The organism is Actinacidiphila glaucinigra (assembly GCF_900188405.1).
GTDB classification, from domain to species: Bacteria; Actinomycetota; Actinomycetes; order Streptomycetales; family Streptomycetaceae; genus Actinacidiphila; species Actinacidiphila glaucinigra.
This window is the reverse complement of sequence record NZ_FZOF01000004.1, coordinates 24,813-48,180: the sequence shown is the minus strand read 5'-3', so window position 1 is coordinate 48,180 and position 23,368 is coordinate 24,813. Positions and strand designations below refer to the sequence as shown.

The window sequence follows — 23,368 nt, the reverse complement described above, 5'->3', positions numbered from 1 at the left end:
ACAGCAGAGCGTGCACCGTTGAACGGTGCATGACGCCGCCTCCCCCCGAGCGGTGGCCCGGGGGGAGGCCGCGGCTTCGCGCGCGGAAACCGTGGTGGAGCGCCCCGTTCTCCGTGACACGGCTGTTCAGAGTGGGTACGGGGGCGGCGGGCAGCCCGCCCCGCCCTGAGCTCGGTCCTCAGATTTCCGTCTGATTCCCGGACGGCGGCAACCCCTCGTTCATGGATTCGTCGCCATGGGACGGCTTGCTGGGAGCGAAGTTATCTAGACAACTTTGCCCACCCGTACGCCGCCGCGGCGGCGCCGGGGCGGAGAGGACCCAACACCGTGCCATCCCTCTCACAGGTCGCCGCATCCGGGAGCAGCGTCGCGCTCGACTCCACGACGCCTCCGCAACGCGGTGACAAACTCACCTTCACCTGGTCGACGGACGCTCCGGACCCCAAGAACTGGATCGGCGTCTACGACGGCGACCGGCAGCCCGGCAGCGGCAGCGGGTCGCTGGTGTGGACGTACGTCACCGGCACCTCGGGGAAGACGACCCTCGACACCTCCGGCCTGAGCGGCGGCCCGTACACCGTGTACCTGCTGGCCAAGGACGGCTACGGCATCCTCGCCAAGACCGAGCCGTTCACCTTCGCCGGCCCGCCCACCGGCGACTCGGTCGAACTGCGGACGCCCCACCCGTTCGAGGGCGACAAGGTCTCCTTCCACTGGACGACCGACGCGCCCCACGCCAAGAACTGGATCGGCGTCTACGACGGCGACCGGGTCCCCGGCAACGGGGGCTCCCTCGCCTGGGAGTACACCCCCGCCGCCTCCGGCGACATCACCATCGACACCTCCGGGCTCAGTGGCGGGCCGTACACCGCCTATCTGCTGGCCAAGGACGGCTACGGCATCCTGGCCCGCACCGCGCCCTTCAGCTTCGTACCGCGCCCCGTCATCCCGCGCCCGCACGCGGCGGTGGACGCCGTCACGACCGCCGCGCAGACGGCGGGCAGCGCCTTCTCCGTCGAACTCGGCGGCCTGTGGATCCGGCCGGAGGGCAACGCCGAGGGCGGCGCCACCTTCAAGCGCGCGGGCGGCGACCCCTGGCTGACCGTCGCCGCCGACGGCACCGTCAGCGGCAAGGCCCCGTCCCTCGCGCCGCGCACGCCCGGACGGCTGGTCGTCACCGTCACCGACAGCGCCGTGGGCACCGACACCGTCACCGTGCAGGTGCCGGTCCGCGCGAGCAGGGACCGGCTGACCCTCAAGGTCGCCACGCTGAACCTGTGGGACGCAGGCGGCCACATCGACGGCGCGCTGGAGAAGCAGCTGCGGCTGGTGCTGACCCAGGGCCTCGACGCCGTCGCGCTCCAGGAGTGCGGTGACGACGCCGCCCAGCGGCTCGCCACCGCGCTCGGCTGGCACGTGCACCAGGCCGGCGGCCTCGGCATCGTGAGCCGCCACCCGCTCGGCGACACCGTCGCCCCCACCGCCTCGCTGCCCGCTGCCGCCGCGACCCTGCGGCTGCCGGGCGAGCGCACCGTGCGACTGTGGACGGCGCAGCTGGACGAGGCCGGCTACGGGCCGTACGCCGTGCTCGCCGGCCGTACCGCCGCGCAGGTCGAGGCGGCGGAGAAGGGCAGCGCGCGCTACCGGCAGACGCAGGCCCTGGTGGCCGCCATGCGCCGCGACATCGCCTCGCGCGGTCCCGTCGTGCTCGCCGCCGGCCTCGCCTCGCCGTCGCACCGCGACTGGACGAACCGCACGTCGTCCGCGCACGGGGGGACCGGCCGGCTGCGCTGGCCCGTCACCGAGGCGCTGGAGGACGCCGGCCTCACCGACGCCTTCCGCGCCGAGCACTCCAACCCCGTGAAGGACCCGGGCACCACCTGGTCGCCCGTCAGGCCGCAGCACGAGGGCGGCGGCGCGGAGCCGCAGGACCGCATCGACCAGATCCAGTACGCGGGCCCGCTCAAGGTCGTCGAGGCGCACACCCTGGTCACCGGCCGGCCCCGGGCCCTCCCGGACACCGCCGGCAACGGCTGGCCCTCCGACCACGCGGCCGCCGTCGTCACCTTCTCCCTGTCCGCCCGCGGCTGACCCCGAACGACCTAAGGACACATTCACTCATGACCGAGTTCAGCCGCCGCGCCTTCATCGGCACCGCCGCGGGAGCCGCCGCGGCCGTCGGGCTCTCCGGCACGGCCGAGGCCGCCGGGCACGGCCCGCGGCACGGCAGCATCGAGGACGTCAAGCACGTGGTGATCCTGATGCAGGAGAACCGCAGCTTCGACCACTACTTCGGCACCCTCAGCGGCGTACGGGGCTTCGGCGACCGCCAGGCGGCCGTCCTGTCCAACGGCGACCCCGTGTTCCGCCAGCCCGCCCGCGGACGCGAGGAGGGCCACCTCCTGCCGTTCCGCATGGACACCACCAAGTACAACGCCCAGAACGCCGGCGGCCTGCCCCACGACTGGGACAGCGGCCACTCCGCCGTCAACAACGGCGCCATGGACAAGTGGGTGTCCGCCAAGGGCGAGCGCACCATGGGCTACTTCACCCGCGAGGACATCCCCTACCAGTACGCGCTCGCCGACGCCTTCACCCTCTGCGACGGCTACTTCTGCTCGCTGAACGGGCCCACCGACCCCAACCGCCTCTACCTGTGGACCGGCACCGCCGGCCCCGGCGTCGACGGCACCACCGGCCCGTGGACCGACAACACCCCCGTCACCGGCAACCCGGTGGCGGACTGGACGACGTACGCGGAACGGCTGCAGGACGCCGGCGTCACCTGGCGCGTCTACCACAACCCGGACGGCTCGGACGACCGCAACGGCGACTACGACGACAACGCCCTGTCGTACTTCAAGCAGTTCCACGAGTTCCCCAAGGACGACCCGCGCTACGTCAACGCCATGACGAAGTTCGACCTCACGGCGTTCGACAAGCACTGCAAGGACGGCACCCTGCCCACGGTCTCCTGGCTGGTGGCGCCGTACCTCTTCTGCGAGCACCCCGACGCCAGCCCCGACTACGGCGCCCACTGGGTCAACACGGCGCTGCAGTCGCTGTTCTCCAACCCCGACGTGTGGAAGCACACCGTCTTCCTGCTCATGTACGACGAGAACGACGGCTACTTCGACCACGTCATCCCGCCCTTCCCCGAGCCCGGCACCAAGGACGAGTTCGCGAACGGCAAGGCCATCGGCCTGGGCAGCCGGGTGCCGCTGTGGGTCGTGTCGCCGTGGTCGCGCGGCGGCTACGCCAACTCCCAGGTGTTCGACCACACGTCGGTGCTGCGCTTCCTCGAGCGCGTCACCGGGGTGAAGGAGCCCAACATCTCCGACTGGCGGCGCACCGTCTGCGGCGACCTCACCAGCTGCTTCGACTTCACCAAGCCCGACTACAGCATTCCCGCGCTGCCGGACACCGTCGCGCTGATGGCCAAGGCCGACGCCAACCAGTCGCTGCCCGCGGTGAAGGTGCCCGACCGTTCCACCATGCCCGGGCAGGAGGAGGGGCGGCGGCCGCACCGCCCGCTGCCGTACCGGCCGTGGGCCGACGCGACCGTCGACCGCGACACGGGCAAGGTCACCTGCCGGCTGACCAACGACGGCACCGTCGGCTACCACTTCACGGTGCTGCCCAACACGGCGCTGCCCTTCACCGGGACGCCGTTCACGGTGCCGCCGCGCTCGACGCGCACCTATGTGTGGGACGCGGCGGCCACCGACGGCCGCTACGACTTCTCCGTGCACGGCGCCGACGGCTTCGTCCGCCGCTTCTCCGGGACGATCGTCCCCGAGGGGCAGGACGACGTCGCCGTGCCCGGCGTCACCGCGACCCTGCGGCACGACGGGCGGCCGGAGAACGCGAACGTCGAGTTCTACCTGCGCAACGACGGCGGCACCGAGGTGGCCTTCACGCTCACCCCGAACGACTTCGCGGGCAAGGAGCAGACCGTGTGGGTCCGGCCGGGCGACCGGACCCGGGTGACCTGGCGCACCGACGGCGGCCGCTACGACGTGACCGTCACCGCGGGCACCGGCACCCGCTTCGTCCAGCGGTACGCGGGAACCGTCCACGCGGTGTGACGCACGGCGGAGGGGACGGGGGACGGGCCGACGCCCGTCCCCCGTCCCCTCCGGGTAGGGTCGGGGGCACCGGCCGCGGGCGCGGCCCGCACGGCACGAGCAGCGCAGGAGAGCACGGTGCGGCAGGAGCAGGGCACCCCGGACGGCGAGCTGCGCTACCGCAAGGTCGCGGCGGAACTGCGCGAGGCGATCATCGCGGGCGAGTACGCCGCCGGAACGAAACTGCCCCCCGAAGGCACCCTCGCCGAGCGCTACGGCGTCTCGCGCGGCACGGTCCGGCACGCGCTGGCCGTGCTCCGCTCGGACGGCCTGGTCACCTCGCGCCGCGGCACCCGGCGCACCGTGCTCGGCGGCCCGCGCGCGCAGAGCTTCTCGGAGCTGCTGAGCTTCACCAACTGGGCCCGCTCCATCGGGGAGACCCCGGGCGGCCGGGTGGACAGCGTGGTGCGGCGGCCCGCCGAGCCCTTCGAGGCCGGCCAGCTCGGCCTGGCGGACGGCGCCGAGGTCCACCTGGTGCTGCGGGTCCGGACGCTGTCCGGGGAGCCGGTGATGGTCGAACGCTCCCTCTACCCGGCCCGGATCGGCGAGCTGGTGGCCGAACTGCCGCCCGACACCGTCTCGCACACCGAGGCCCTCGTCGCCCACGGCGTGCTGTTCACCGACGCCGACCACACCATCGACCTCGCCTGGGCCGACGCCGACGACGTCCGCCTCCTGGACTGCCCGCCCGGGCAGGTCCTGCTGCGCGAGCGGCGCCGCACCACCGACCCGGAGGGCGCGCCGGTGGAGTGGTCCGAGGACCGCTACCTCCCCGGCACCATCGCCTTCACGGTCCACAACTCCGTCGCGGCCTCCACCCTCGGCCGCCACCACAGCCCGCGCGGCGGGAAGGGCTGAGTGTCCCGGAGCCTGGGCCAGGTCACCGCGGCCCTGGCCCATCGCCTCGGCGCCGCTCCCGGCGACCTCTCCGGCCTCCTTCACGACGAGCACGAACGCTGGGCGCTGTACCGAAGGGCCCTGGAGCACCCCGCCTGCCTGCCCGACCTGTTCGACGCCGTGGCCGTCGAACCCGACCCGAGCGTGGCCCTCGGCATCGTCCTGCAGGTCCTCGGCGGCCTCCCGCCCGACGAACGCGCGGCCTGGACCGACCGCCTCGGCACCGAGCGCGGCCGTGCGTATGCGGCCCGGCGCGCCCGTGAACTCGGCATCCTGCAGGGCGCGTCGGTGACCGCCCTGCTCCAGGACGCGTCCGTTCCGGAGTCCTGGTCGGACTGGCTCCAACTGCGCCTCGCCGAGTCCTCGCAGGAGCCCGCGGTGCTGAACCGCCTCGTGGCCGCGGGCCGTACGAAGCGCATCCGCCGCCTGGCGTCCGAGCGGGAACGTGCGATCCGCCGCCACAGCCCGCGTGCGGAGGGGGCCTGAGCGCGCAGACGCAGTGGACGGGTGCGGGTTCGTCTCGCGCCCTTCGGGCGCAAAGCGGCGGGCTGCGGACGGGGAGGGTGCCGGTCTGGGGCCGGTCTCCGCTGCGTGGGTGGTGGGTGGCGGGGGTCAAGGCTCCGGAGCGGGTGGGCTTGAGGGTGGGCGCGGGTCTCGTCGCCGTCCGCGGGTGCAGATGGCCGCTTCCACGCCTTCGGTGGGTGGTGGGCGCGCCCGCCGTAACCCGCGTCCGCCGATGCTTCGGGGTGCTGCTGAGCCGTTGGCAGGAGATCGGGCTCGCTTTCGCCGACACGTTCGGTGAAACAGAGCCCGATGTCGGGGAAGCACCCGCAGACGCCGGTTACGGCGGGCGCGCCGCCCACGAACGGTGGGCGTCGCAACCGGCCATCTGCACCCGCGGGCGGTGACGAGACCCTCAGCCACCGGAAAGGCGAACCGCTCCGGCGCCTGGACCGTGGCCACGAACCCACCCGCACCGCGCCCACCAGCCCCGGACCGGCACCCTCCCCGTCCGTAGCCCGCGTCTTTGCGCCCGAAGGGCGCGAGACGGTGCGACAGCCGGACCACCAACCGTTCTAGCCGCGCATCAGCGCGGTGAGCAGCGGGAGGAAGTGCTCGAACGGCGGTGTGGCGGCGTCGGGGTCCTTCGCCTCCTCGTCCCAGCGGCGGACGGCGACCGCGTCGGCGGCGCCCGGCAGGCCGGCGAACTCCGCCGCCTGGACGGGCGTCATCACACCGCCCTGAACCTCCAGGGTGTACTTCGAGGCATCCGACAGCCGGTCGTGGTAGCCCGGCTCGACCGCGCAGAGGTAGCGCTTGGCGGCCACGTGCAGCCGCACCGGCTCGGTGACCTCGGGACCGAACCAGCGGCCCAGCAGGTCGGCGCCCGTGTGGCTGTGCCGGTTGTCGTTGCCGGTCATCAGGTCGCGGCCGGTGACGACGTCGCCCCGCACGTGGCCGACGTCGTGCAGCAGCGCGGCCGCCACCAGGTGCGGCGGGGCGCCGGCCGCCTGGGCCAGTGCCCCGGCCTGCAGCATGTGCTGGGCCATGGTGACGGGTTCGCCCAGGTACTCCGCGGACACCGCGCCCGCGAACAGCTCGGCGAGCGGCTCCAGGGTGTCCGCGCGGCGCAGCACGGCCAGGGTGCTCGCCAGCCCGTCCAGATCGGCGTAGCAGCCCTGCAGGTGGCGCGCACCGTCCTGGGCGAAGGCCGTGCGGGCGTGCAGCAGCCGGGTGTTGTCGAAGACCAGGCAGTCGCCGGGCGCGAGCCGCAGGTCCAGCTGCAGTTCGGGGCGGAGCAGCAGCTCGGCGAAGGTGCGGTAGGCCGCGTAGAACGCCTCCAGTTCGTCCGCGGCGAGCCGCAGGGTGCCGATCGAGCGGTTGTTGAACCGCACCTCCCGTACGCGGCCCAGCGGGTCGGTGCCGATCAGCGGGCGGTCGGCGCGCAGTTCGGTCCCCGCGTCACGGAAGACGAACGGCACGGGCGTGCGGGTGAGCACGTCGAACGCCTCCGGGTCCTCGCGGCGCAGCAGCGCGGCCGCAGCGAAGCCGTCGACGAGGCCGGAGTCGCCGCCGGCCGCGTCGTTGACCAGGCAGTGCAGCAGCTGGAGCGTCGGAACGGGGTCCCGGTACGGGTTGTCGGTGTGCGGCGTGATGGCGGCCGAGGTGAAGGCCAGATTGTTCGGGTCCGGCTCGACGCGCACGTCGAAGAGCTTCCCGTAGTTCGTCTCGCGGACGTACCCGAAGGTCTCCGCCACCTCGAGCACCTGGCCCTCGCGCCCGGGGACGCCGCGCAGCAGCATGAAGCCCAGCCGCAGCACGGACTCCAGCATCCGGGCCCGTATACCGGGCTCGCCGAGGTACTCCTCCCAGTCCGCCTCGGGCAGCCGTCCGGCGACCTCGCGCGCGGTCCACAGTTCCTTCCCGGCCTCTGTGCGCAGGTCACCGTGCCCGGTCCGGCCGGGCCGGACGGCCTCCAGCCACGCCAGCGGGTACGACGAGCGGTGCCCGTCGGGCTCCCAGACGACCTCCACGGCGGGTGCCGCCTCCCCGGCAGCGTCGGCCGCCGAGCCCACCCGCAGCCCGGGGGGCAGGGCACCGATCTGGAACAGCTTCTGCCCCGACCGCGGGTCGCGGCACCCGGCGCAGGGGCAGTTGTCACGAAGCCACATCGCCGGCAGATCACCGACGGGGAAGCTGGGCAGGGTGGACATGGTCACTCCTCTGGGCAAAGTTGTATAGCCAACTTTGCCGACCGTCACAGGCGGACACGACCGGGAGGTGACCCCGGCGTGTCGCGGCGGCGAACACCCGCCCCCCAAGGCCGGACCGGCTCGCCGACCTGCTCGGTCCCGATGGGGCCGCCGGTTCCTTCTGCTGCGCGAGCGGGTGGAGGCGGTCCGAGGGGACCCCGGCGACCAGGGGCCTCGCGGTCACCCGGCGCAGGGCTGCGTCTTCGACGGCGTAGAGCGGTACCCGCGGGTGGGGACAGGCCGGGCCGCTCCATGTACGATGCGGACCATCGAGGTTACCGGCTGGTAGGTACGCGGTCCGCGGAGCCGGGGCGAAGGCGACGGCCCGGCCGTGGTTCCGGCAGCCTCCCGGCCGTCCGGCCCTTCGCCCCAAGGAGCAACCATGCCCACGCTCGACCGCCAGGACGACGTCTTCATCCTCGACCTCGGGGACAGCGAGAACCGCTTCCATCCCGACTGGCTCGCGTCCGTCGACGCCCTTCTGGACGAGGTGGAGAAGGCGGAGGGGCCGCGGGCCCTGGTCACCGCGGCCACCGGCAAGTTCTGGTCCAACGGGCTCGACCTGGAGTGGCTGTTCGCCCACGCGGACCGGGCCGGCGCGTACGTCACCGGCGTGCAGGCGCTGCTCGCCCGCTTCCTGACCCTGCCGGTGGCCACCGTCGCCGCCCTGCAGGGCCACACCTTCGCCGCGGGCGCGATGCTCTCGCTGGCCCACGACTTCCGTGTGATGCGCGCCGACCGGGGCTACTGGTGCCTGCCCGAGGCGGACATCAACATCCCCTTCACCCCGGGCATGTCGGCCCTCATCCAGGCCCGGCTGCACCCGCAGACGGCCCACGAGGCCATGACCACCGCACGCCGCTACGGCGGCCTCGACGCGCTGGCCGAGCGCATCGTGGACCGTACGGCGGGCGAGGACGAGGTCCGCGAGGCGGCCGTCGCCCTCGCCCGTCCCCTGGCCGGGAAGGCGGGTCCCACCCTCGGCACGATCAAGACCCGCCTGTACGGACCCGCGCTGGAGGCCCTCCGCCAGGAGGACGTGCCCCTCGGCTGACCCCTGCGCCGGGGGCCGCCGGGGGCCGCCGGGGTCAGCGGGGGTCGTTGAGCCAGTCGCCGGGGAGGTCGTCGCGCACCCGGTCGAGCGCCTCCTCGGTGCGGGCCCGCGCCCACAGCCAGGTGCGGTCCTCCTCGCGGAGTATCACGTCGGTCCCCGCGTACCAGCGCGCACCCGGGTCCTCGCCGGGCGGGTACGCGGGGAACGGCAGCGGGGTGAACCGGCCGCCCAGGGACTCGGACTGGGCCTCGTCGAGGTCGTCACGGAAGTCGCCGAGCTCGAACGGCGCGTGCAGCGACTCCGACAGGACGATCTCGACGCACGCCCACGAGAAGCGGTCCAGCCACGCCGACCACCTCTCGGCCTCCTTGTCCGCGAGGTCCGGCTTCATGACGACCGGCGGATCGGCCTTGTGCAGGTCGGTGAGGAGGATGCCCCACGACGCGGCGCCCTGGTTCTCGTACCGGAAGACCAGCGCCTCCTCGCGCGTGTCCACATGCAGCTCCGCCGGTGCGAGCAGCCTGTCGTGATTGCTCGTCAGGTCCGGACGCCGGCCGAGGAGCCGGTAGGCGTCGCGCAGTACGGCGGGGAGGGCGAAGCCCAGGCGCTCCTCGGCGGCGGCCAGTTCGGGCTCACCGCACCCGTCGCCCTCCTGCAGGGGCGTGAGCCAGTGCCGGGCGAAGCCGCGCACGAACCGCAGCGCCCCGGCCGGGTCCGTCATCCCCGCGGCCAGCTCCCGCCGCACGTCGAAGTCGTCCTTCATGCCGCGCACGTTATCGCGCCGCCGCCCGCCGCCCGCCGCCCGCCGCCCGCCGCCCGCCGCCCGCCGCCCACCGCCTCGGCCGCCGCCCCGGCCGCGTCCTGCCCCCGGGCGCGGGCCGGACGTCCCGTATGCGACGACACTCCGTATCCGAGACGTGACCCGGGGGTGATGGGGCGCATGGGGCGCGTGGGCGGGAATCCGCGACTTGGTGCGGTGGCGAGCGCGCCGGATTAGCGTGCGGATATGGCAGTTCGCTTCCCCGCTTCGGTCACCATCGACGGCCGGTACGCGCGGCTGGTCCCGCTCTCGCCGCTGCACGTCCCGGCGCTGTTCGCCGCGGCGCGCGCCGACGAAGGGATGTGGCGCTGGCTGTCGACGACACCACCCGGTTCACCGGGCGAGATGGCCTCGCTGGTGGAGCAGCGGCTGGCCCAGGCCGCGGCGGGGGAGTCCGTGGTGTTCGCGGTCGTCCCGCACACCACGGAGCGCCCGTCGGGGTGGGCCGCGTACATCGACATCTCGGTCGTCGACGAGCGCGTGGACATCGGCTGGAGCTGGCTGGACCCGGCCCTGTGGGGCAGCCCGGTGCACCTGGAGACCCACTTCATGCTGGTGTACTACGCCTTCGAGGACCTGGGCTTCGGCCGCGTCCAGTGGCGCCTGGACGACCTCGACGTGGCGACCCAGGACGCGGTGTCCCGCATCGGCGGCATCCGCGAGGGCGTGCTGCGCCGGCACTGCCGCCGGATCGACGGATCGTGGCGCGACACCGTGTACTACTCGCTGGTCGCCACGGAGTGGCCGGCCGTGCGGGAGCGCTGGATGGCGGGCTGGATCCTCGAATGACGACGGGCGTCAGTGACCCTTGCGGGTGCGCCGCCAGGAGAACGGCCCCGGGAGGTCGACGGATTCGGTGCGTTCACCGCGGGTGTTGACCGTGTGGTGGACGCCCTTGCTGCCCGTGGTGACGGACAGCGAGCGCTTGTTGATGTTCAGGCGGACGCCGGGCAGGATCCGGAACGACTTGCGGAAGCGAAGAGGCATGTGGTGCTCCTTTCCGAGGCTTCGGTCTGGAGTACGTGTGCCCTGCTGACGGCCTTTCAACGGAGGCCGCCCCCACGCGAGTCGCGCAGGCCCGTCTCAGGCCGGGGGGCCGCCCCGCGGGAGGCGGGCGGCGATGCCGTCGACGAGGAATCCCAGGCTGAGCGCGAACTGCTCGTCGAGGCCGGGCCCGGAGGGTGCCTCCATCCACCGCGCGAGCAGCGGGTGCCGCCCGCCCTCCGCGGCCAGTTCGCGGGCGGCGGTCACGGCCGCGGCGAGCTGCCCCGGGGTGTGGATGCCGTGGCGGCGCCGCATCGCGAGCTCCTCGGCCTCCTGCTGGGCGCTGCCGAGGATGTGCCGGTCGAGGAGTGCCGCGTAGGTCATGGCCTCGCCCAATGTGGCGCCCCGGCCCACGAGCACCTGGAGGACGAACTCGGTGCGGCGCATCATGTGCGGCCCCAGCGGCGGGCGAGTGGGGGCGAGCTGGGCGAACCACAAGTGCCGTTTGACCACGGCCCAGCTCCCGTCGGCCACCGTGTGCAGATCGGCCCGCCAGTCGGCACCCGGCGCGGCGGGCAGTGGGATCTCCGCCGTGACGGCGTCGAGCATGAGGTCGACCAGACCGTCCTTGCTCAGCACATGGCGGTAGAGGGCCATCGGCGTGTACGGGCCGAGCCGCTTGGCGACCGCGGCCATGGTCAGGCCCTGCGGGCCGCCCTCGTCGGCGACGGCGATCGCGGCGCGCACGATGTCGTCCCGCTCCAGCGGGCTGTGGCGGCGCCGCGGCGCGGGCCGCGTCCAGATCAGGGGGGCCGGGACGCCCTCCGGGTTCTCCTTCACGGAGGGAGTTTACAGCGTCAGGTAGAGTTTATGACGTATACGCAAGAGCGAGGGAGCAGTCATGAGCCGGCACACCGCCCCGGCCGGGGTCCGCCTCGGCGTCGTCCGGGGCATCAGCTACGGCATGTTCGGGGCACCGGACAGCTTCGTACCGGAGGCACGGGAGCTCGGCGCGACGCTGGTGCGCGTCTTCCTCTACTGGGGCCAGGTCGAGCCGGAGCCCGGACGGTACGACTGGTCCGTCGTCGACGCCGTCCTCGGGCAGCTCGACCCGGCGGCCGAGCTCTGGGTCACCGTCTGCTCCAGCTCCCCGTGGGCGACCCGGCAGCCGGCCGGCTTCCTCCCGTCCTCACCGGCGCTCGACCCCGCCGGGTACGAGCGCTTCGTCGGCGACCTGGTCGCCCGGTGCCGGGGCCGCGTGGACCACTGGCAGTGCGGCAACGAGCCCAGCAACACCGGGCTGCTCTGGGCCGGTACGGCGTCGGAGTACGTCGGGCAGCTCACCGCCTTCCACCGCGCCGTGCGGGCCGCCGACCCGTCCGCCTCGGTCGTCCTCGGCGGCTGCGGCCACGACGTGCTGTCCGGCCCCGCGGACAGCGAGGCCCGGCGGTTCTTCGACCACGTCGTCGAGCACGGCCGCGACGCCTACGACCTCTTCGACGTCCACCTGTACGGCGACCCGCACGCGATCCCGGACCAGGTCGCCCAGGTGCGCGCGATGATGCGCCGGCACGGGTACGAACGCCCGGTGGTGGCGGGGGAGTACAACGGTCCCACCCTCTTCGAGTTCCCCCGCGCCCAGGCGGAACTCGAACGGGCCATGACGGCCGCCTTCACGGGTGCGGCGGAGCCCGGCGAGGCCCCGGACCGCGCGACCATGCGCCTGCTCTACGAACGCGCTCCCGAACTCCCGCCGGAGCTGCTCATGTTCATGGAGGACTGCCCGCCGGAGCTCGCCGCCCGCCGCGACCGCGTCAACCGCCGCCAGATCGTCACCCGCACCCTCCTGGCCCTCGCCTGCGGCCTCACCCGCACGGCCTGCTGGAACCTCGCCCCCGAGATCCCCGGCTACCGCGACCGTCTCAACCTGATGGGCTTCCTCTTCGGCAGGCTCGCCCTGATGGACTACGAGGGCACCGCACTGACCCGGCGCCGCCCCTCCGCCGACGCCTTCGCGCTCCTGACCGCGTACCTCGACGGCGTCACGGACGTCCGCCGCCTCACCACGGAGGACCACCCCGGCCTGTACGCCTTCGAGGTGTCCCGGGAGGGCCGCGGCCCGCTCCGGGTCCTCTGGCGCTCCGGCGACCCCTTCACCGGCGAGGACGGGCCCGCCACCCCCGTCGACCTCCCCTGGCCCCACGCCACCGCCCATGCGGCCGACGTCTTCGGCGCCGCCGTACCGCTGCGCCGCGCCGCGGGCAGGGTGGGCGTACCGCTCTCGGTCACCCCGGTCTTCCTCTCGACGGAACCGCGGGAGGGGTGACGCCCCCGGGCTCAGATCCCGGCCGCGTAGGACCAGAAGGCGCGCATCGTCCCCGGCGCGGCAGGGCCGGTCAGTTCGACCTGTGTGAGCAGCACCGCCACGGTGTCCGTGGCCGGGGTGATGTGCGCCGCCGTGCCGGTGCCGCCGATCCAGCCGTAGCGTCCCGGTACGTTCCACGGGGCGATCGGCGCGACGTCCACCGAACCTCCGAAGCCCCAGCCCTGCCCCTCCAGGAAGATCTCGTTCGCGGCACGCTCGGCGGGCGGCAGGTGGTCGGTGGTCATCAGCCGCACGGACTCCGCCGACAGCAGCCGGCGGCCGTCCGCGGTGCCTCCCGCGAGGAGCATCCGGCCGAAGGCGTACCAGTCGTCCACGGTCGACACCAGGCCGCTTGCTCCTGACGGGAACGCCGGAGGCCCGCTCCACTGCCCGTCGGGCGCGTCCGCCAGCTCCAGCCCTCCCCGCGGATCCGGACGGTAGAAGGCGGTGAAGCGGCCGAGGTCGGCACGCGGCACGGCGAAACCGGTGTCGGTCATGCCCAGCGGCTCGAAGATCCGCTCGGCCAGGAACTCGGGCAGCGGCCGGCCCGACGCGCGCGCGACGAGCACGCCCTGGATGTCCGAGCACGTGTTGTACAGCCAGGCCTCGCCCGGCTGGTGCAGCAGGGGGATCCCGGCCAGTGTCGCCATCCAGGCGTCCGGCGCCATGACCTGCTGCGGCCGCGGCGGGCCCTGTTTCAGCTCGCCGAACAGCGGGGCGAGTGCGGGCAGGGAGAAGTCCGCGGGGAAGCCGTAGCCGGCGCGCGAGGTCAGCAGGTCGAGGACGGTGATCGGCGCCGCGGCCGGCACCACGTCGTCGAGCGGGCTCGCCGGGGTGCGGACGACCACGGGCCCGGCCAGTTCGGGCAGCCATGTCGCGACGGGGTCCGACAGGGCGATCCGCCCGTCGTCGACGAGCATCATGACCGCCGCTGCGACCACCGGTTTGGTGATCGAGGCGATGCGGAAGACCGAGTCCCTGGCCATGGGGGCCGGGTCCCCGACGCCCAGGGTCCCGACGGCCGCCACCTCGACCCGGTCGCCGTGCGCCACCAGGCCCACCGCCCCGGGCACCGATCCATCGTCCACGAACGCCTGCAGGACGTCGCGCAGCTGCCGCTCCATCGCTCCACCTTCCCTCGTGTGCCGTCAGGGGGAGGACTCCCGAAGCGGCGCGGACTCATCGGTGTGCGGGAGCCGGGCGCCCCGTTCGGCGGTGTGTGGCAAGGGGCGGCCCCGGGCACCCGCGTAGCGTACGGAAGGCCGGCCCGTATCGGGGTGTACACGGAGGAAAGGGCACCGGATCCATGCAGCAGGAACGCGGTGGCCACTGTGACGTGATCGTGGTCGGGGCGGGCGCCGCCGGTCTCGCGTGCGCGGCGGACCTCGCCGTGGCGGGCCTGGCGGTGCGGGTGCTGGAGGCCTCGGACGCCGTCGGCGGGCGGATGCGTACCGACCGGCACCGCGGCTTCCTCCTCGACCGCGGCTTCCAGGTCTTCAACACCTCCTATCCCCAGGTGAAGCGGCGCCTGGAGCTGGAGCCGCTACGGCTGCGGCCCTTCACCCCCGGTGTGCTGGTGCACACCTCCCGCGGGCGGCTGCGCTTCGCCGACCCGACCCGCCCGCCGTACGCGACCGCCGACCTGCTGCCCGGACGGCTCGCGTCGGGGCGCGACCTGGCGGCGCTGGGGGTGCTGAGCGCCCGTGACATGGTGCTGCCCGCGGGAAGGCTGCGCGCGGGCGCCGACACCACGACGCTCACCGCGCTGGCGGCCGCGGGCATCTCGCCCGAGCTGGTGGAGACGCTGTTCCGGCCGTTCCTGTCCGGGGTCTTCCTGGAGGACGAACTGGAGACCTCCAGCCGCTTCTTCCACTTCGTCTGGCGCAGCATGCTGCGCGGCACCCTCGCCCTGCCCGCCGAGGGGATCGGCGCCGTGCCGGGGCAGCTCGCCGGGCGACTGCCCGGGGGTACGGTGCGCACCGAGGCCCCGGTGCGCGAACTGACCGGCGACGGGGTGCTGCTGGAGGACGGCACGGACGTCACCGCGCCCGTCGTGGTGGTGGCGACCGGACCGGGGGCGGCCGTACGGCTGCTGCCCGGCCTCACGGCCCCGCCGACGCGGACCGTGACGACGTACTACCACGCCGCCGACCGCTCGCCGCTCGCCGAACCGACGCTGATGGTGGACGAACGCCGCCGCTTCCTCAACACCGTGGTGCTCACCGAGGTGCAGCCCGGACTGTCCCCGGACGGCCGCGCCCTGGTCGCGACGTCCGTGCTCGGCACCCCGGGGCCCGCCGACGAGCCGGCACTGACCGCGGCGCTGTCGGACGTGTACGGCACGGACGCCGCCGCCTGGGAGCCGCTGCACCGCTGCACCGTGCGCGAGGCGCTGCCCGCGATGCCGGCGCCGCACGCGATGACCCGCACCACCCGCTTCGCCCCGGGGCGCCATGTGTGCGGCGACCACCGGGCGACCGGCTCGCTCCAGGGCGCGCTGGCCTCGGGCGCGCGGGCCGCCCGCGAGGTGCTGGCGGACCGCCGCCGGGCGGCGACGCGGCTGCGCTGAGGCGCCGGGACGGCCGGGACGCGGGGGCGCGGGGCGCTCAGTCGATCGCGGCGTCCACAAGGAGCGTGGCGATCGCGCGGGCGTGGGCGCCCGGCCCGGTGGAGTTCAGCGCGGTGCTGCGGGCGACGGCGCCGTCGTAGAGCAGGGCGAGCCGTTCGCCGAGCGCCTCGGGGTCGCGGGCCCCGGCCACCCGTGCCAGGGCCGCCAGCCTGCGGGCGAACTCCCTCTTGTGGGCGGCCGCCAGCAGGTGGACCGGGTGGTCGGGGTCGGGTACCTCGACGGCGGCGTTCAGGAAGGGGCAGCCGCGCAGTGGCCCGTCCGTCCTCGGCGGCGGCCAGTCGAAGATCGCCAGGAGCTGCTCCCGAGGATCCGGGCAGGGCTCCCCGGGGGTCGCCTCGGCGGGGAACAGGCCGTCCTCGAGCGCGCTCAGGTAGGCGTGGACGAGGTCGTCCTTGCCGGCGAAGTGCGTGTACAGGGTGCGCTTGGACACGTTGGCGACGGTGGCCAGCTGGTCCATCCCGGTCGCGTTGACCCCCTGGGCGGTGAACAGCTCCGTCGCCGCCTTGAGGATCCGCTCCCGGGCGCCTCTGCCACTGCGCCTGCGTACGGGGGAGGGTGCTTCGCTCATGCCTCAAGGATACCGATCGTTTTACTTCGCCGGAAACGGCTGCTACGGTGGAGCGCATAAGGAAACCGATCGGTTTACTTAAGCCGGGCGGACCCTCCCACCGGCCCCCGCCGTTCCAGCCCCAGACCCTGCCCAAGCCCTTGCCCCAGCCCTCGTCCGCGTCCCGCGGACGCGTGCCCGGGTCCTCGCGCACGCCCCCGTTTCGCGCCGCAACGCCGCGGCGACCCTCCGGTCCCACCGTCGGCCGGGCCGGCCGGCCCGCGTACGGCGCGACCGCGCCCCTTCCCCGGAGACAGATCGATGACCCGTACCCCCTCGCGCCTCCTCGGCGGCACCGCCGCCGTGCGGGCGCCGGCCCCCGGCCGCCGGGCGGCCGAACGCCGCACCCCGCGCCCGGGGCTCGTGCTCGCCGTCCTGGCGACCTCGGTGTTCCTCTCCGCCCTCGACGCCTTCGTCGTCAACGTCGCCCTGACCCCCATCGGGCACGGCGTGGGCGAGACCTCGCTGTCCCGGCTCAGCTGGATCCTCAACGGATACGCGATCGTGTACGCCGCGCTGCTCGTCCCGGCCGGGCGGCTGAGCGACCGCTACGGGCGCAAGGCCGGATTCCTGCTCGGGCTGGGCGTGTTCACCCTCGCCAGCCTCGGTGCCGCCCTCAGCGGCGACCTGTGGGTCCTGGTCGCGTTCCGCTTCCTGCAGGCGGCGGGCGCCGCCGTCCTCACCCCGGCCAGCCTCGGCCTCGTACTGACCACTGCGCCGCCCGCGAAGGTCACCCGCTCCGTGCAGATCTGGGCGGCCAGCGGTTCGCTCGCCGCGGCGGCCGGGCCCGTGGTCGGCGGTCTGCTCGTGCAGCTGGCCTGGCAGTGGATCTTCCTGCTCAACCTGCCGATCGGCGCCGTGGCGTTCGTCCTGGCGGTACGGCTGCTGCCGGGCGGGCGGCCGGACACCGACGCCCGGCTGCCCGACCTCGTCGGCGGTGCGCTGCTGGTGGTGGCGATCGGCGCGCTCGCGCTGGGCCTGGTCGAGGGCCCGGAATGGGGGTGGGCGACCGCACCCACCGCCGGCGCCTTCGCCGTCGCCGCCGCGGCGCTCGCGGCCTGCCTCCTGCGCTCGGCCCGCCACCCCGTCCCCGTCGTCGACCTGAACCTGCTGCGCGACCGCGTGTTCGCCTCGGCGAACGTCGCCGCCCTGCTGTTCTACGCCGCCTTCGGGCTCCAGTTGCTGGCCCTGACCCTGTGGCTGCAGCAGGTGTGGCACTGGTCGGCCATCGAGACCGGGCTCGGCGTCGCACCCGGGCCGGCGATGGTGTTCGCCGCATCCGCCCTCGGGCGGCGGATCGGGCGGCGCGTGCCGGTGGGCACGGTCGCGGCACTCGGCTCGGCGCTGGTCGGCCTCGGCACCGTATGGACCGCCCTCCACGCCGGGGGGCGCCTCGACTACGCCGTCGACATCCTGCCCGGCTGGCTGGTGGCCGGGGTCGGCGTCGGACTGGCGCTGCCCACGATGATCTCGTCGGCCACCGCGGGCCTGCCCAGGGAACGGGCGGCCACCGGCAGCGCCGTCGTCACCATGGCCGGCCAGGTCGGCACGGTGCTCGGCGTCAGCGGCCTGGTCGTCGTCCTGGCCGCGGCCGGTCCCCGGGACCCGGCGCACGCCTACTCCCTCGCCTGGTGGATCTCGGCCGGCGTCGTGACGCTGAGCGCGCTCGCCGCACTGGGGATCAGCCCCCGCACCGCCCGGCGCAGCTGACCCATCGCCGGCACCCCCCGAAACCCCTCCCGCACCACCACCCCACGACAGCACCCCCCCGTCAAGGAGAGACCTGATGCGTTACACGACCTTCGGACACCGGACCGGACTCCGCGTCTCCGAGTACGCCCTCGGCACCGGCAACTTCGGCACCCGCTGGGGCGCCGGCGCGGACCCGGACGAGTCCCGCCGGATGTTCGACAGGTTCGCCGAGGCCGGCGGCACCTTCGTCGACACCGCCGACAACTACCAGTTCGGCGAGTCGGAGGAACTGCTCGGCGGCTTCCTCGCCGTGGACCGCGACCACTTCGTGGTGGCAAGCAAGTACAGCGTCGGCGCCACCCCGCGCACGGACGTCTCCCGGAGCGGCAACGGCCGCAAGAACATGGTCCTGTCGCTCGAGGCCAGCCTGAAGCGCCTCGGGACCGACCACCTGGACCTGTTCTGGGTGCACTTCCCGGACGACCTGACGCCCGTCGAGGAGATCCTGCGCGGTCTGGACGACCTGGTGAGCTCCGGCAAGATCCTGCACGCCGCCCTGTCGAACTTCCCGGCCTGGCGCGTCTCCCGCGCCGTCACCCTCGCCGACCTGAGGAACTGGGCGCCCGTCGCCGGCATCCAGGTCGAGTACAGCCTCGTGGAACGGTCCGCCGACCGCGAACTGCTGCCGATGGCCGAGAGCCTCGGGCTGGGCGCCGCCCTGTGGTCCCCGCTCGGCGGCGGCCTGCTCACCGGCAAGTACCGCGGCGGCGACGAGGGCCGGCTCAGCGACCTGAAGACGCTGATCCACACCGAGTCGTCCGCCCAGAAGACCGCGGTCGTCGACACCGTCCTGGCCGTCGCCAAGGAGACCGGGGCGACGCCGGCGCAGGTGTCCGTGGCCTGGCTCCGCGAGCGCGCCGCCCGCGCCGCCACCTCCTTCGTGCCGATCATCGGCCCGCGCAACAGCGCCCAGCTCGAGGACTACCTCGGCGCGCTCGACGTACAGCTCACCCCGGAGCAGTACACGCGCCTGAGCGAGGTCAGCGCCGTACCCCTCGGCGTCCCCCACGAGGCCACCGCCGGCGTGCTGGAGCGGCTCCGCGGCGGCGACGCCTCCCTGGTGGTGGAGCCGTCCAGGCCGGTCGCCTGACCTGCCGCGGCGGCGCGGCGCCGGTCACGACGGCCGGGGCCGCGCCCCGCGGGCTCCGGTGGACCGGATCCCCCGGGTCCGCGATGCTGGGGTTCCGCACCACGGGCGAGCCGGGGCGGCGAGGAGAGGAAGGACGGCGCGGCATGCCCATCATCTCGCGCGGATTCCACGGCCGGCGCCCCACGTCGGGCCACAACCTCCCGCCCGGACAGTACGAGACCTTCGACTTCCCCGTCATGTCCGCCGGCCCCACACCGCGGATCGCCCACGAGGACTGGGAGTTCACCGTCACCACCGAAGACGGCACCCGTCACCGGTGGGGCTGGACGGAACTCATGGGGCTGCCCGCCGAGACCCCGACCGTCGACCTGCACTGCGTGACCAAGTGGTCCAAGTTCGGCACCCGCTGGCGGGGCGTCTCCCTCGACACGCTGCTCGCCGACGTCGAGACCGCCGCCGAGTACGCGCTCGTTCACTCCTACGGCGGCTACACCACCAACCTGCCCCTGGAGGACCTCCTCGACGGGCAGGCGTGGATCGCCCACGAGTACGACGGCGACGAGCTCGCCCCCGAGCACGGCGGCCCCGCCCGGCTGCTGGTCCCGCACCTGTACCTGTGGAAGTCGGCGAAGTGGGTGCGCGGCATCCAACTGCTCCCGGAGGACGAGCCGGGCTTCTGGGAGAGCGTCGGCTACCACGACTACGGAGACCCATGGCGCGAACAGCGGTACCAAGGCGACTAGGCGACCGCCTGCGCTGGCTGGCCGCCGAACTGGTGGAGCGGCGCGCCGAGTCCGTGGCGGCGTGGACCCTGGTGTTCGACGTGCCCGGCTGGCCCGGTCACCTGCCCGGCCAGCACGTCGACGTCCGGCTCACCGCGGAGGACGGCTACAGCACCCAGCGCAGCTACTCCCTGGCGTCCGCGCCCGACGGCGGCCGGGTCGAACTGACCGTCCAGCGCGTGGAGGACGGCGAGGTCTCGCCCTACCTGACCGACGACCTCGCCGTCGGGGACGCCGTCGAGATCCGCGGCCCTGTCGGCGGCTGGTTCGTCTGGCACCCCGAGCAGACCGAACCGGTCCTGCTGGTCGGGGGCGGCTCCGGGCTCGTCCCGCTCATGGCGATGGTCCGCGGCCGCGCCGCGGCGGACAGCCGCGCCCCGTTCCGGCTGCTGTACTCCGTGCGCGCCCCCGAGGACCGGTTCTACGCGGCCGAACTGGACCGGGGTGCCCCCGGCCTCGACACGACGTACGTCTACACCCGTTCGGCACCGGACGGGTGGACCCGCCCGGTGGGCCGGCTCCACGCCCGTGACCTGGCCGAATGGGGCTGGCCCGCGGACTTCGAGCCCACCTGCTACGTGTGCGGCCCCACCGGCTTCGTCGAGACGGCCGCGGGACTGCTGGTGGCCCTGGGCCACTCCCCGGACCGGATCCGCACCGAGCGCTTCGGCCCCAGCGGGGGATGACCCCGCGCCACCTCACCGGAAGGAGACCACCCCGACCATGACCGAGCGCTACGCCGCCCGCCTGATCGAGGTGCCCGACGAGGGCATCCGCCTCCACCCGACGCAGGGCACGGCGCCGCCCGAGCGGCCGACCGAGGTCAACCTGCTCGGCATGGCCGTCGCCCTGGCCCTCGGCGCGGCCGGCTACGAGCACCACCCCGCCCTGCGCGACCCCCGGCTGCAGACCCTGGAGGCGCTGCTCGCCGGCGAGGCCGTGATGCCCTGGCGCCCGCCCGCCGCGCGGGCCGGGACCGCCGCGTACGTGGAATGCGAGCGGTCCGGCTCCGGCGTCTTCACCTGCGCGGTCCGGCACCGGCCGGCCGAAGGGGCCTGAGCGCCGCCCGCGCACCGGGGTGGTACCACCGTTCCCAGGTTCACCGGGGCCCGGCCGACCTGCGATGGAGGGCACCGCGCCCGCCGTTCCAAGGGATCGGAGGGTGGTGGTCCGGGACACGGCCGCCACGGAGACCGCGAACGAGGAGAGCAGTGACGATGCTTGCCACCGTCGCCCCCGAGGACCGATGGTTCGTGGGATTGCGGTTCAGTACGGCCCGGGGTGCCGTGCGCAGCCACTACTACGTGGTCGGCGAGGCCGACGACGCCGAGGACGCGGTGCGGACGGCCATGCACCGCGCCGCCGACGCCCACGAGTGCGCGGCGCGGGAGAACGCCGTGATCGACGGGGTCGAGGTGCGCCGTCTGCGCTGGAACCCCCTGGGCTGGGCCTACCTCACCGCGTCCGACCGGGACGCCGGGGCATCCCTGCACCTCGGGCCCGGCGCCGGGACGGCGTGGAGCGCCTGATCGCCCTGAGCGACCTGATCGCCGTGGACGACCGGGACGACCCGGCCGACCGCGGGCGCGCGGCGGCGGGACCGGCCCACCAGGCGCTCTCCCGGAGCGCCCGCCGGGACGGCTGGTAGGGTGACGCGCATCTCCGAATCGGGAACCAAGGGAGTGCGAACGTGGCGGGTGACGACGACATCTCCGGGTGAGACCGGGTGTCCCCGGCCATGGGCGGGCGCGCACGACGCGCCGATGCCGTGGCCGCTTCGTCATGCCTTCCCACACTTCCTTTCCCGCGCGGCGGCCCCCTGGCCGCGCGCGGCGACCTCCCGAGGGCCCACCCATGTCCGACGCGTACGTCATCTGCTCCCACCTGTCCTTTTCCTGGCCTGACGACACCCCCGTCTTCGAGGACCTGTCCTTCACCGTCGGCGGCGGCCGCACCGGTCTCGTCGCGCCGAACGGCGCCGGCAAGAGCACCCTCCTCAAGCTGATCGCGGGGGAGTACCGGCCCCGCGGCGGCACCGTGACCGTCGACGGGACGCTCGGGTATCTGCCGCAGAGCCTGCCGCTGGCCGGAGGCCTCACCGTGGCCGAGGTCATGGGCGTCGCCGACGTCATCCGCGCGATCGACGCCATCGAGTCGGGGGACACCGCGGAGGAGCACTTCGCGACCATCGGCGACGACTGGGACATCGAGGAACGCACCCGCGTCGAGCTGGACCGGCTCGGCCTCGGGGACGTCTCGCTCGACCGGCCGCTGCGCACGCTGAACGGCGGCCGGATCGTCTCGCTCGGCCTGGCGGCGCAGCTGCTCCGGCGCCCCGACGTCCTGCTGCTCGACGAACCCACCAACAACCTGGACATCGACGCGCGCCGCGCGCTGTACGCGGTCCTGGACGAGTGGCGCGGCTCCCTGCTGCTCGTCAGCCACGACCGCGAACTGCTCGACCGGGTGGACCGGGTGGCCGAACTCGACCAGGGCGCCCTCCGCTTCCACGGCGGCAACTACACCCGGTACGAGGAGGCCGTGCGAGCCGCCCAGGAGACCGCCGAGCGGAACGTCCGCAGTGCCGAGCAGGAACTCAAGCGCGAGAAGCGCGAGTTGCAGCAGGCCCGGGAACGCGCCGCCCGCCGGGCCGGCAACGCCGCTCGTACCCTCGACAGCGCGGGACTGCCCAAGATCTTCGCCGGGACGCTCAAGCGCCGCGCACAGGAGTCGGCGGGACGGTCGAACGAGACCCACACGGCCCGGGTCGGCGAGGCCAAGGCACGGCTGGACGAGGCGGGCCGGGCCCTGCGTGACGACCAGCGCATCGTGGTCGAACTGCCCGGCACCCGAGTCCCCGCCGGACGCACGCTGTTCGCCGGCGAGGGGATGCGGATCCGCTACGACGAGCGGGATGTCTTCGCGGGCGACGGCGCGGCCCTGACGATCCGCGGACCGGAGCGGATCGCCCTGACCGGCCCCAACGGCGCCGGCAAGTCCACCCTGCTGCGGCTGCTCCACGGCGACCTCGAACCCGGGGACGGCGGCCGGGTCAGGCGCGCCGACGGCCGGGTCGCGTACCTCTCGCAGCGCCTCGACCTGCTGGACGCCGACCGCACGGTGGCGGAGAACCTCGCGCGGTTCGCCCCGGCGACGCCCGAGGCCGAGCGGATGAACCTGCTGGCCCGCTTCCTGTTCCGGGGCGCGCGCGCCCACCTCCCGGTCCGGGTGCTCTCCGGAGGCGAGAGGCTGCGCGCCACCCTGGCCTGCGTCCTGTGCGCCGAGCCCGCCCCGCACCTGCTGCTGCTGGACGAGCCGACCAACAACCTGGACCTGGTCAGCGTCGGACAGCTGGAGAGCGCACTGGCCGCCTACGAGGGCGCCTTCGTCGTGGTCAGCCACGACGAGCGGTTCCTGGAGCGGATCGGCGTCGGCCGCCGGCTGCACCTGTCCGAGGGACGGCTGACGGAGACCGGCGCCTCCCCGGCGTAGCCCGCGGCCCGTCCCC

22 protein-coding genes are annotated in these 23,368 nt (G+C 74.1%); 16 read left to right on the top strand and 6 right to left on the bottom strand.

All coding sequences use genetic code 11. The features are described from left to right. Window positions 1–327: 327 nt before the first annotated feature. The 4 genes from CHF15_RS09210 to CHF15_RS09195 all read left to right on the top strand — a co-directional run bounded on the left by CHF15_RS09210 (window position 328) and on the right by CHF15_RS09195 (window position 5,510). Complete coding sequence (locus CHF15_RS09210) at window positions 328–2,091, top strand: endonuclease/exonuclease/phosphatase family protein (RefSeq protein WP_089223185.1); 1,764 nt, start codon at window positions 328–330, stop codon at window positions 2,089–2,091. A gap of 29 nt (window positions 2,092–2,120) precedes the next feature. Further along, window positions 2,121–4,088: a phosphocholine-specific phospholipase C gene (locus CHF15_RS09205; protein ID WP_089223184.1), complete on the top strand. Its 1,968-nt coding sequence runs from the start codon at window positions 2,121–2,123 to the stop codon at window positions 4,086–4,088. A gap of 117 nt (window positions 4,089–4,205) precedes the next feature. Continuing rightward, window positions 4,206–4,985, top strand: a complete 780-nt coding sequence (locus CHF15_RS09200; RefSeq protein WP_089223183.1) for a GntR family transcriptional regulator — start codon at window positions 4,206–4,208, stop codon at window positions 4,983–4,985. After that, window positions 4,986–5,510: a hypothetical protein gene (locus tag CHF15_RS09195; protein ID WP_089223182.1), complete on the top strand. Its 525-nt coding sequence runs from the start codon at window positions 4,986–4,988 to the stop codon at window positions 5,508–5,510. A 590-nt stretch (window positions 5,511–6,100) separates the two neighbouring features. On the opposite strand, the gene tmpA is transcribed toward CHF15_RS09195, so the two are convergent. Then, window positions 6,101–7,738 (bottom strand): 2-trimethylaminoethylphosphonate dioxygenase, encoded by a 1,638-nt coding sequence (gene tmpA, locus CHF15_RS09190; RefSeq protein ID WP_089223181.1) that lies wholly within the window; start codon window positions 7,736–7,738, stop codon window positions 6,101–6,103. A 421-nt stretch (window positions 7,739–8,159) separates the two neighbouring features. Between tmpA and CHF15_RS09185 the strand changes: the two genes are divergently transcribed. Continuing rightward, window positions 8,160–8,831, top strand: coding sequence for an enoyl-CoA hydratase-related protein (locus tag CHF15_RS09185; RefSeq protein WP_089223180.1), 672 nt, complete (start codon window positions 8,160–8,162; stop codon window positions 8,829–8,831). 34 nt (window positions 8,832–8,865) lie between these two features. Here the strand turns inward: CHF15_RS09185 and CHF15_RS09180 are convergent, their stop codons facing one another. Next, window positions 8,866–9,594 (bottom strand): SMI1/KNR4 family protein, encoded by a 729-nt coding sequence (locus CHF15_RS09180; protein WP_179279711.1) that lies wholly within the window; start codon window positions 9,592–9,594, stop codon window positions 8,866–8,868. A 243-nt stretch (window positions 9,595–9,837) separates the two neighbouring features. On the opposite strand from CHF15_RS09180, the gene CHF15_RS09175 reads away from it, so the two are divergent. Next, entirely contained in the window at window positions 9,838–10,440 is a 603-nt protein-coding gene (locus tag CHF15_RS09175; RefSeq protein ID WP_089223178.1) for a GNAT family N-acetyltransferase, read from the top strand. Window positions 10,441–10,449: 9 nt separating this feature from the next. Here the strand turns inward: CHF15_RS09175 and CHF15_RS09170 are convergent, their stop codons facing one another. Both CHF15_RS09170 and CHF15_RS09165 read right to left on the bottom strand, forming a co-directional pair. Continuing rightward, window positions 10,450–10,638, bottom strand: a complete 189-nt coding sequence (locus tag CHF15_RS09170; RefSeq protein ID WP_089223177.1) for a DUF4236 domain-containing protein — start codon at window positions 10,636–10,638, stop codon at window positions 10,450–10,452. 96 nt (window positions 10,639–10,734) lie between these two features. Beyond that, window positions 10,735–11,475: a TetR/AcrR family transcriptional regulator gene (locus CHF15_RS09165; RefSeq protein WP_089223176.1), complete on the bottom strand. Its 741-nt coding sequence runs from the start codon at window positions 11,473–11,475 to the stop codon at window positions 10,735–10,737. Window positions 11,476–11,536: 61 nt separating this feature from the next. Between CHF15_RS09165 and CHF15_RS09160 the strand changes: the two genes are divergently transcribed. Continuing rightward, complete coding sequence (locus CHF15_RS09160) at window positions 11,537–12,961, top strand: hypothetical protein (RefSeq protein ID WP_089223175.1); 1,425 nt, start codon at window positions 11,537–11,539, stop codon at window positions 12,959–12,961. 11 nt (window positions 12,962–12,972) lie between these two features. On the opposite strand, the gene CHF15_RS09155 is transcribed toward CHF15_RS09160, so the two are convergent. Next, window positions 12,973–14,124, bottom strand: a complete 1,152-nt coding sequence (locus CHF15_RS09155) for a serine hydrolase domain-containing protein (RefSeq protein ID WP_089223174.1) — start codon at window positions 14,122–14,124, stop codon at window positions 12,973–12,975. Window positions 14,125–14,306: 182 nt separating this feature from the next. On the opposite strand from CHF15_RS09155, the gene CHF15_RS09150 reads away from it, so the two are divergent. Further along, complete coding sequence (locus tag CHF15_RS09150; protein ID WP_089223173.1) at window positions 14,307–15,569, top strand: FAD-dependent oxidoreductase; 1,263 nt, start codon at window positions 14,307–14,309, stop codon at window positions 15,567–15,569. A 37-nt stretch (window positions 15,570–15,606) separates the two neighbouring features. Here CHF15_RS09150 and CHF15_RS09145 read toward each other — a convergent pair whose 3' ends face one another. Next, window positions 15,607–16,197 carry a TetR/AcrR family transcriptional regulator gene (locus CHF15_RS09145; RefSeq protein ID WP_089223172.1) on the bottom strand — a complete coding sequence of 197 codons (591 nt, stop codon included), beginning with the start codon at window positions 16,195–16,197 and terminating at the stop codon, window positions 15,607–15,609. Between the two features lie 300 nt (window positions 16,198–16,497). Between CHF15_RS09145 and CHF15_RS09140 the strand changes: the two genes are divergently transcribed. The 8 genes from CHF15_RS09140 to abc-f all read left to right on the top strand — a co-directional run bounded on the left by CHF15_RS09140 (window position 16,498) and on the right by abc-f (window position 23,352). Continuing rightward, window positions 16,498–17,946, top strand: coding sequence for an MFS transporter (locus CHF15_RS09140; protein ID WP_089223171.1), 1,449 nt, complete (start codon window positions 16,498–16,500; stop codon window positions 17,944–17,946). Between the two features lie 76 nt (window positions 17,947–18,022). Then, window positions 18,023–19,078, top strand: coding sequence for an aldo/keto reductase (locus tag CHF15_RS09135; protein ID WP_089223170.1), 1,056 nt, complete (start codon window positions 18,023–18,025; stop codon window positions 19,076–19,078). A gap of 143 nt (window positions 19,079–19,221) precedes the next feature. Next, window positions 19,222–19,821, top strand: a complete 600-nt coding sequence (locus tag CHF15_RS09130) for a sulfite oxidase-like oxidoreductase (RefSeq protein WP_089223169.1) — start codon at window positions 19,222–19,224, stop codon at window positions 19,819–19,821. Next, window positions 19,791–20,546: a ferredoxin reductase gene (locus CHF15_RS09125; RefSeq protein ID WP_089223168.1), complete on the top strand. Its 756-nt coding sequence runs from the start codon at window positions 19,791–19,793 to the stop codon at window positions 20,544–20,546. The genes CHF15_RS09130 and CHF15_RS09125 overlap by 31 nt, the downstream gene beginning before the upstream one ends. Before the next feature lie 37 nt (window positions 20,547–20,583). Then, window positions 20,584–20,919 carry a hypothetical protein gene (locus CHF15_RS09120; RefSeq protein ID WP_089223167.1) on the top strand — a complete coding sequence of 112 codons (336 nt, stop codon included), beginning with the start codon at window positions 20,584–20,586 and terminating at the stop codon, window positions 20,917–20,919. 152 nt (window positions 20,920–21,071) lie between these two features. Next, the gene (locus tag CHF15_RS09115) at window positions 21,072–21,389 is read left to right on the top strand and encodes a hypothetical protein (protein ID WP_143681541.1); all 318 of its coding nucleotides are present in this window, start codon (window positions 21,072–21,074) and stop codon (window positions 21,387–21,389) included. Continuing rightward, on the top strand, window positions 21,377–21,508 hold the full coding sequence (locus tag CHF15_RS46380) for a hypothetical protein (RefSeq protein WP_265737392.1): 132 nt from the start codon (window positions 21,377–21,379) through the stop codon (window positions 21,506–21,508). The genes CHF15_RS09115 and CHF15_RS46380 overlap by 13 nt, the downstream gene beginning before the upstream one ends. A 206-nt stretch (window positions 21,509–21,714) precedes the next feature. Next, the gene (gene abc-f, locus CHF15_RS09110) at window positions 21,715–23,352 is read left to right on the top strand and encodes a ribosomal protection-like ABC-F family protein (protein ID WP_089223165.1); all 1,638 of its coding nucleotides are present in this window, start codon (window positions 21,715–21,717) and stop codon (window positions 23,350–23,352) included. Window positions 23,353–23,368 lie beyond the last annotated feature (16 nt).

Coding starts and splice junctions, on each gene's coding strand:
- CHF15_RS09205 (WP_089223184.1), top strand. CDS start 2,121: ATGACCGAGTTCAGCCGCCGCGCCTTCATCGGCACCGCCGCGGGAGCC.
- tmpA (WP_089223181.1), bottom strand. CDS start 7,738: ATGTCCACCCTGCCCAGCTTCCCCGTCGGTGATCTGCCGGCGATGTGG.
- CHF15_RS09185 (WP_089223180.1), top strand. CDS start 8,160: ATGCCCACGCTCGACCGCCAGGACGACGTCTTCATCCTCGACCTCGGG.
- CHF15_RS09180 (WP_179279711.1), bottom strand. CDS start 9,594: ATGAAGGACGACTTCGACGTGCGGCGGGAGCTGGCCGCGGGGATGACG.
- CHF15_RS09175 (WP_089223178.1), top strand. CDS start 9,838: ATGGCAGTTCGCTTCCCCGCTTCGGTCACCATCGACGGCCGGTACGCG.
- CHF15_RS09170 (WP_089223177.1), bottom strand. CDS start 10,638: ATGCCTCTTCGCTTCCGCAAGTCGTTCCGGATCCTGCCCGGCGTCCGC.
- CHF15_RS09160 (WP_089223175.1), top strand. CDS start 11,537: ATGAGCCGGCACACCGCCCCGGCCGGGGTCCGCCTCGGCGTCGTCCGG.
- CHF15_RS09155 (WP_089223174.1), bottom strand. CDS start 14,124: ATGGAGCGGCAGCTGCGCGACGTCCTGCAGGCGTTCGTGGACGATGGA.
- CHF15_RS09150 (WP_089223173.1), top strand. CDS start 14,307: ATGCAGCAGGAACGCGGTGGCCACTGTGACGTGATCGTGGTCGGGGCG.
- CHF15_RS09145 (WP_089223172.1), bottom strand. CDS start 16,197: ATGAGCGAAGCACCCTCCCCCGTACGCAGGCGCAGTGGCAGAGGCGCC.
- CHF15_RS09140 (WP_089223171.1), top strand. CDS start 16,498: ATGACCCGTACCCCCTCGCGCCTCCTCGGCGGCACCGCCGCCGTGCGG.
- CHF15_RS09135 (WP_089223170.1), top strand. CDS start 18,023: ATGCGTTACACGACCTTCGGACACCGGACCGGACTCCGCGTCTCCGAG.
- CHF15_RS09130 (WP_089223169.1), top strand. CDS start 19,222: ATGCCCATCATCTCGCGCGGATTCCACGGCCGGCGCCCCACGTCGGGC.
- CHF15_RS09125 (WP_089223168.1), top strand. CDS start 19,791: ATGGCGCGAACAGCGGTACCAAGGCGACTAGGCGACCGCCTGCGCTGG.
- CHF15_RS09120 (WP_089223167.1), top strand. CDS start 20,584: ATGACCGAGCGCTACGCCGCCCGCCTGATCGAGGTGCCCGACGAGGGC.
- abc-f (WP_089223165.1), top strand. CDS start 21,715: ATGTCCGACGCGTACGTCATCTGCTCCCACCTGTCCTTTTCCTGGCCT.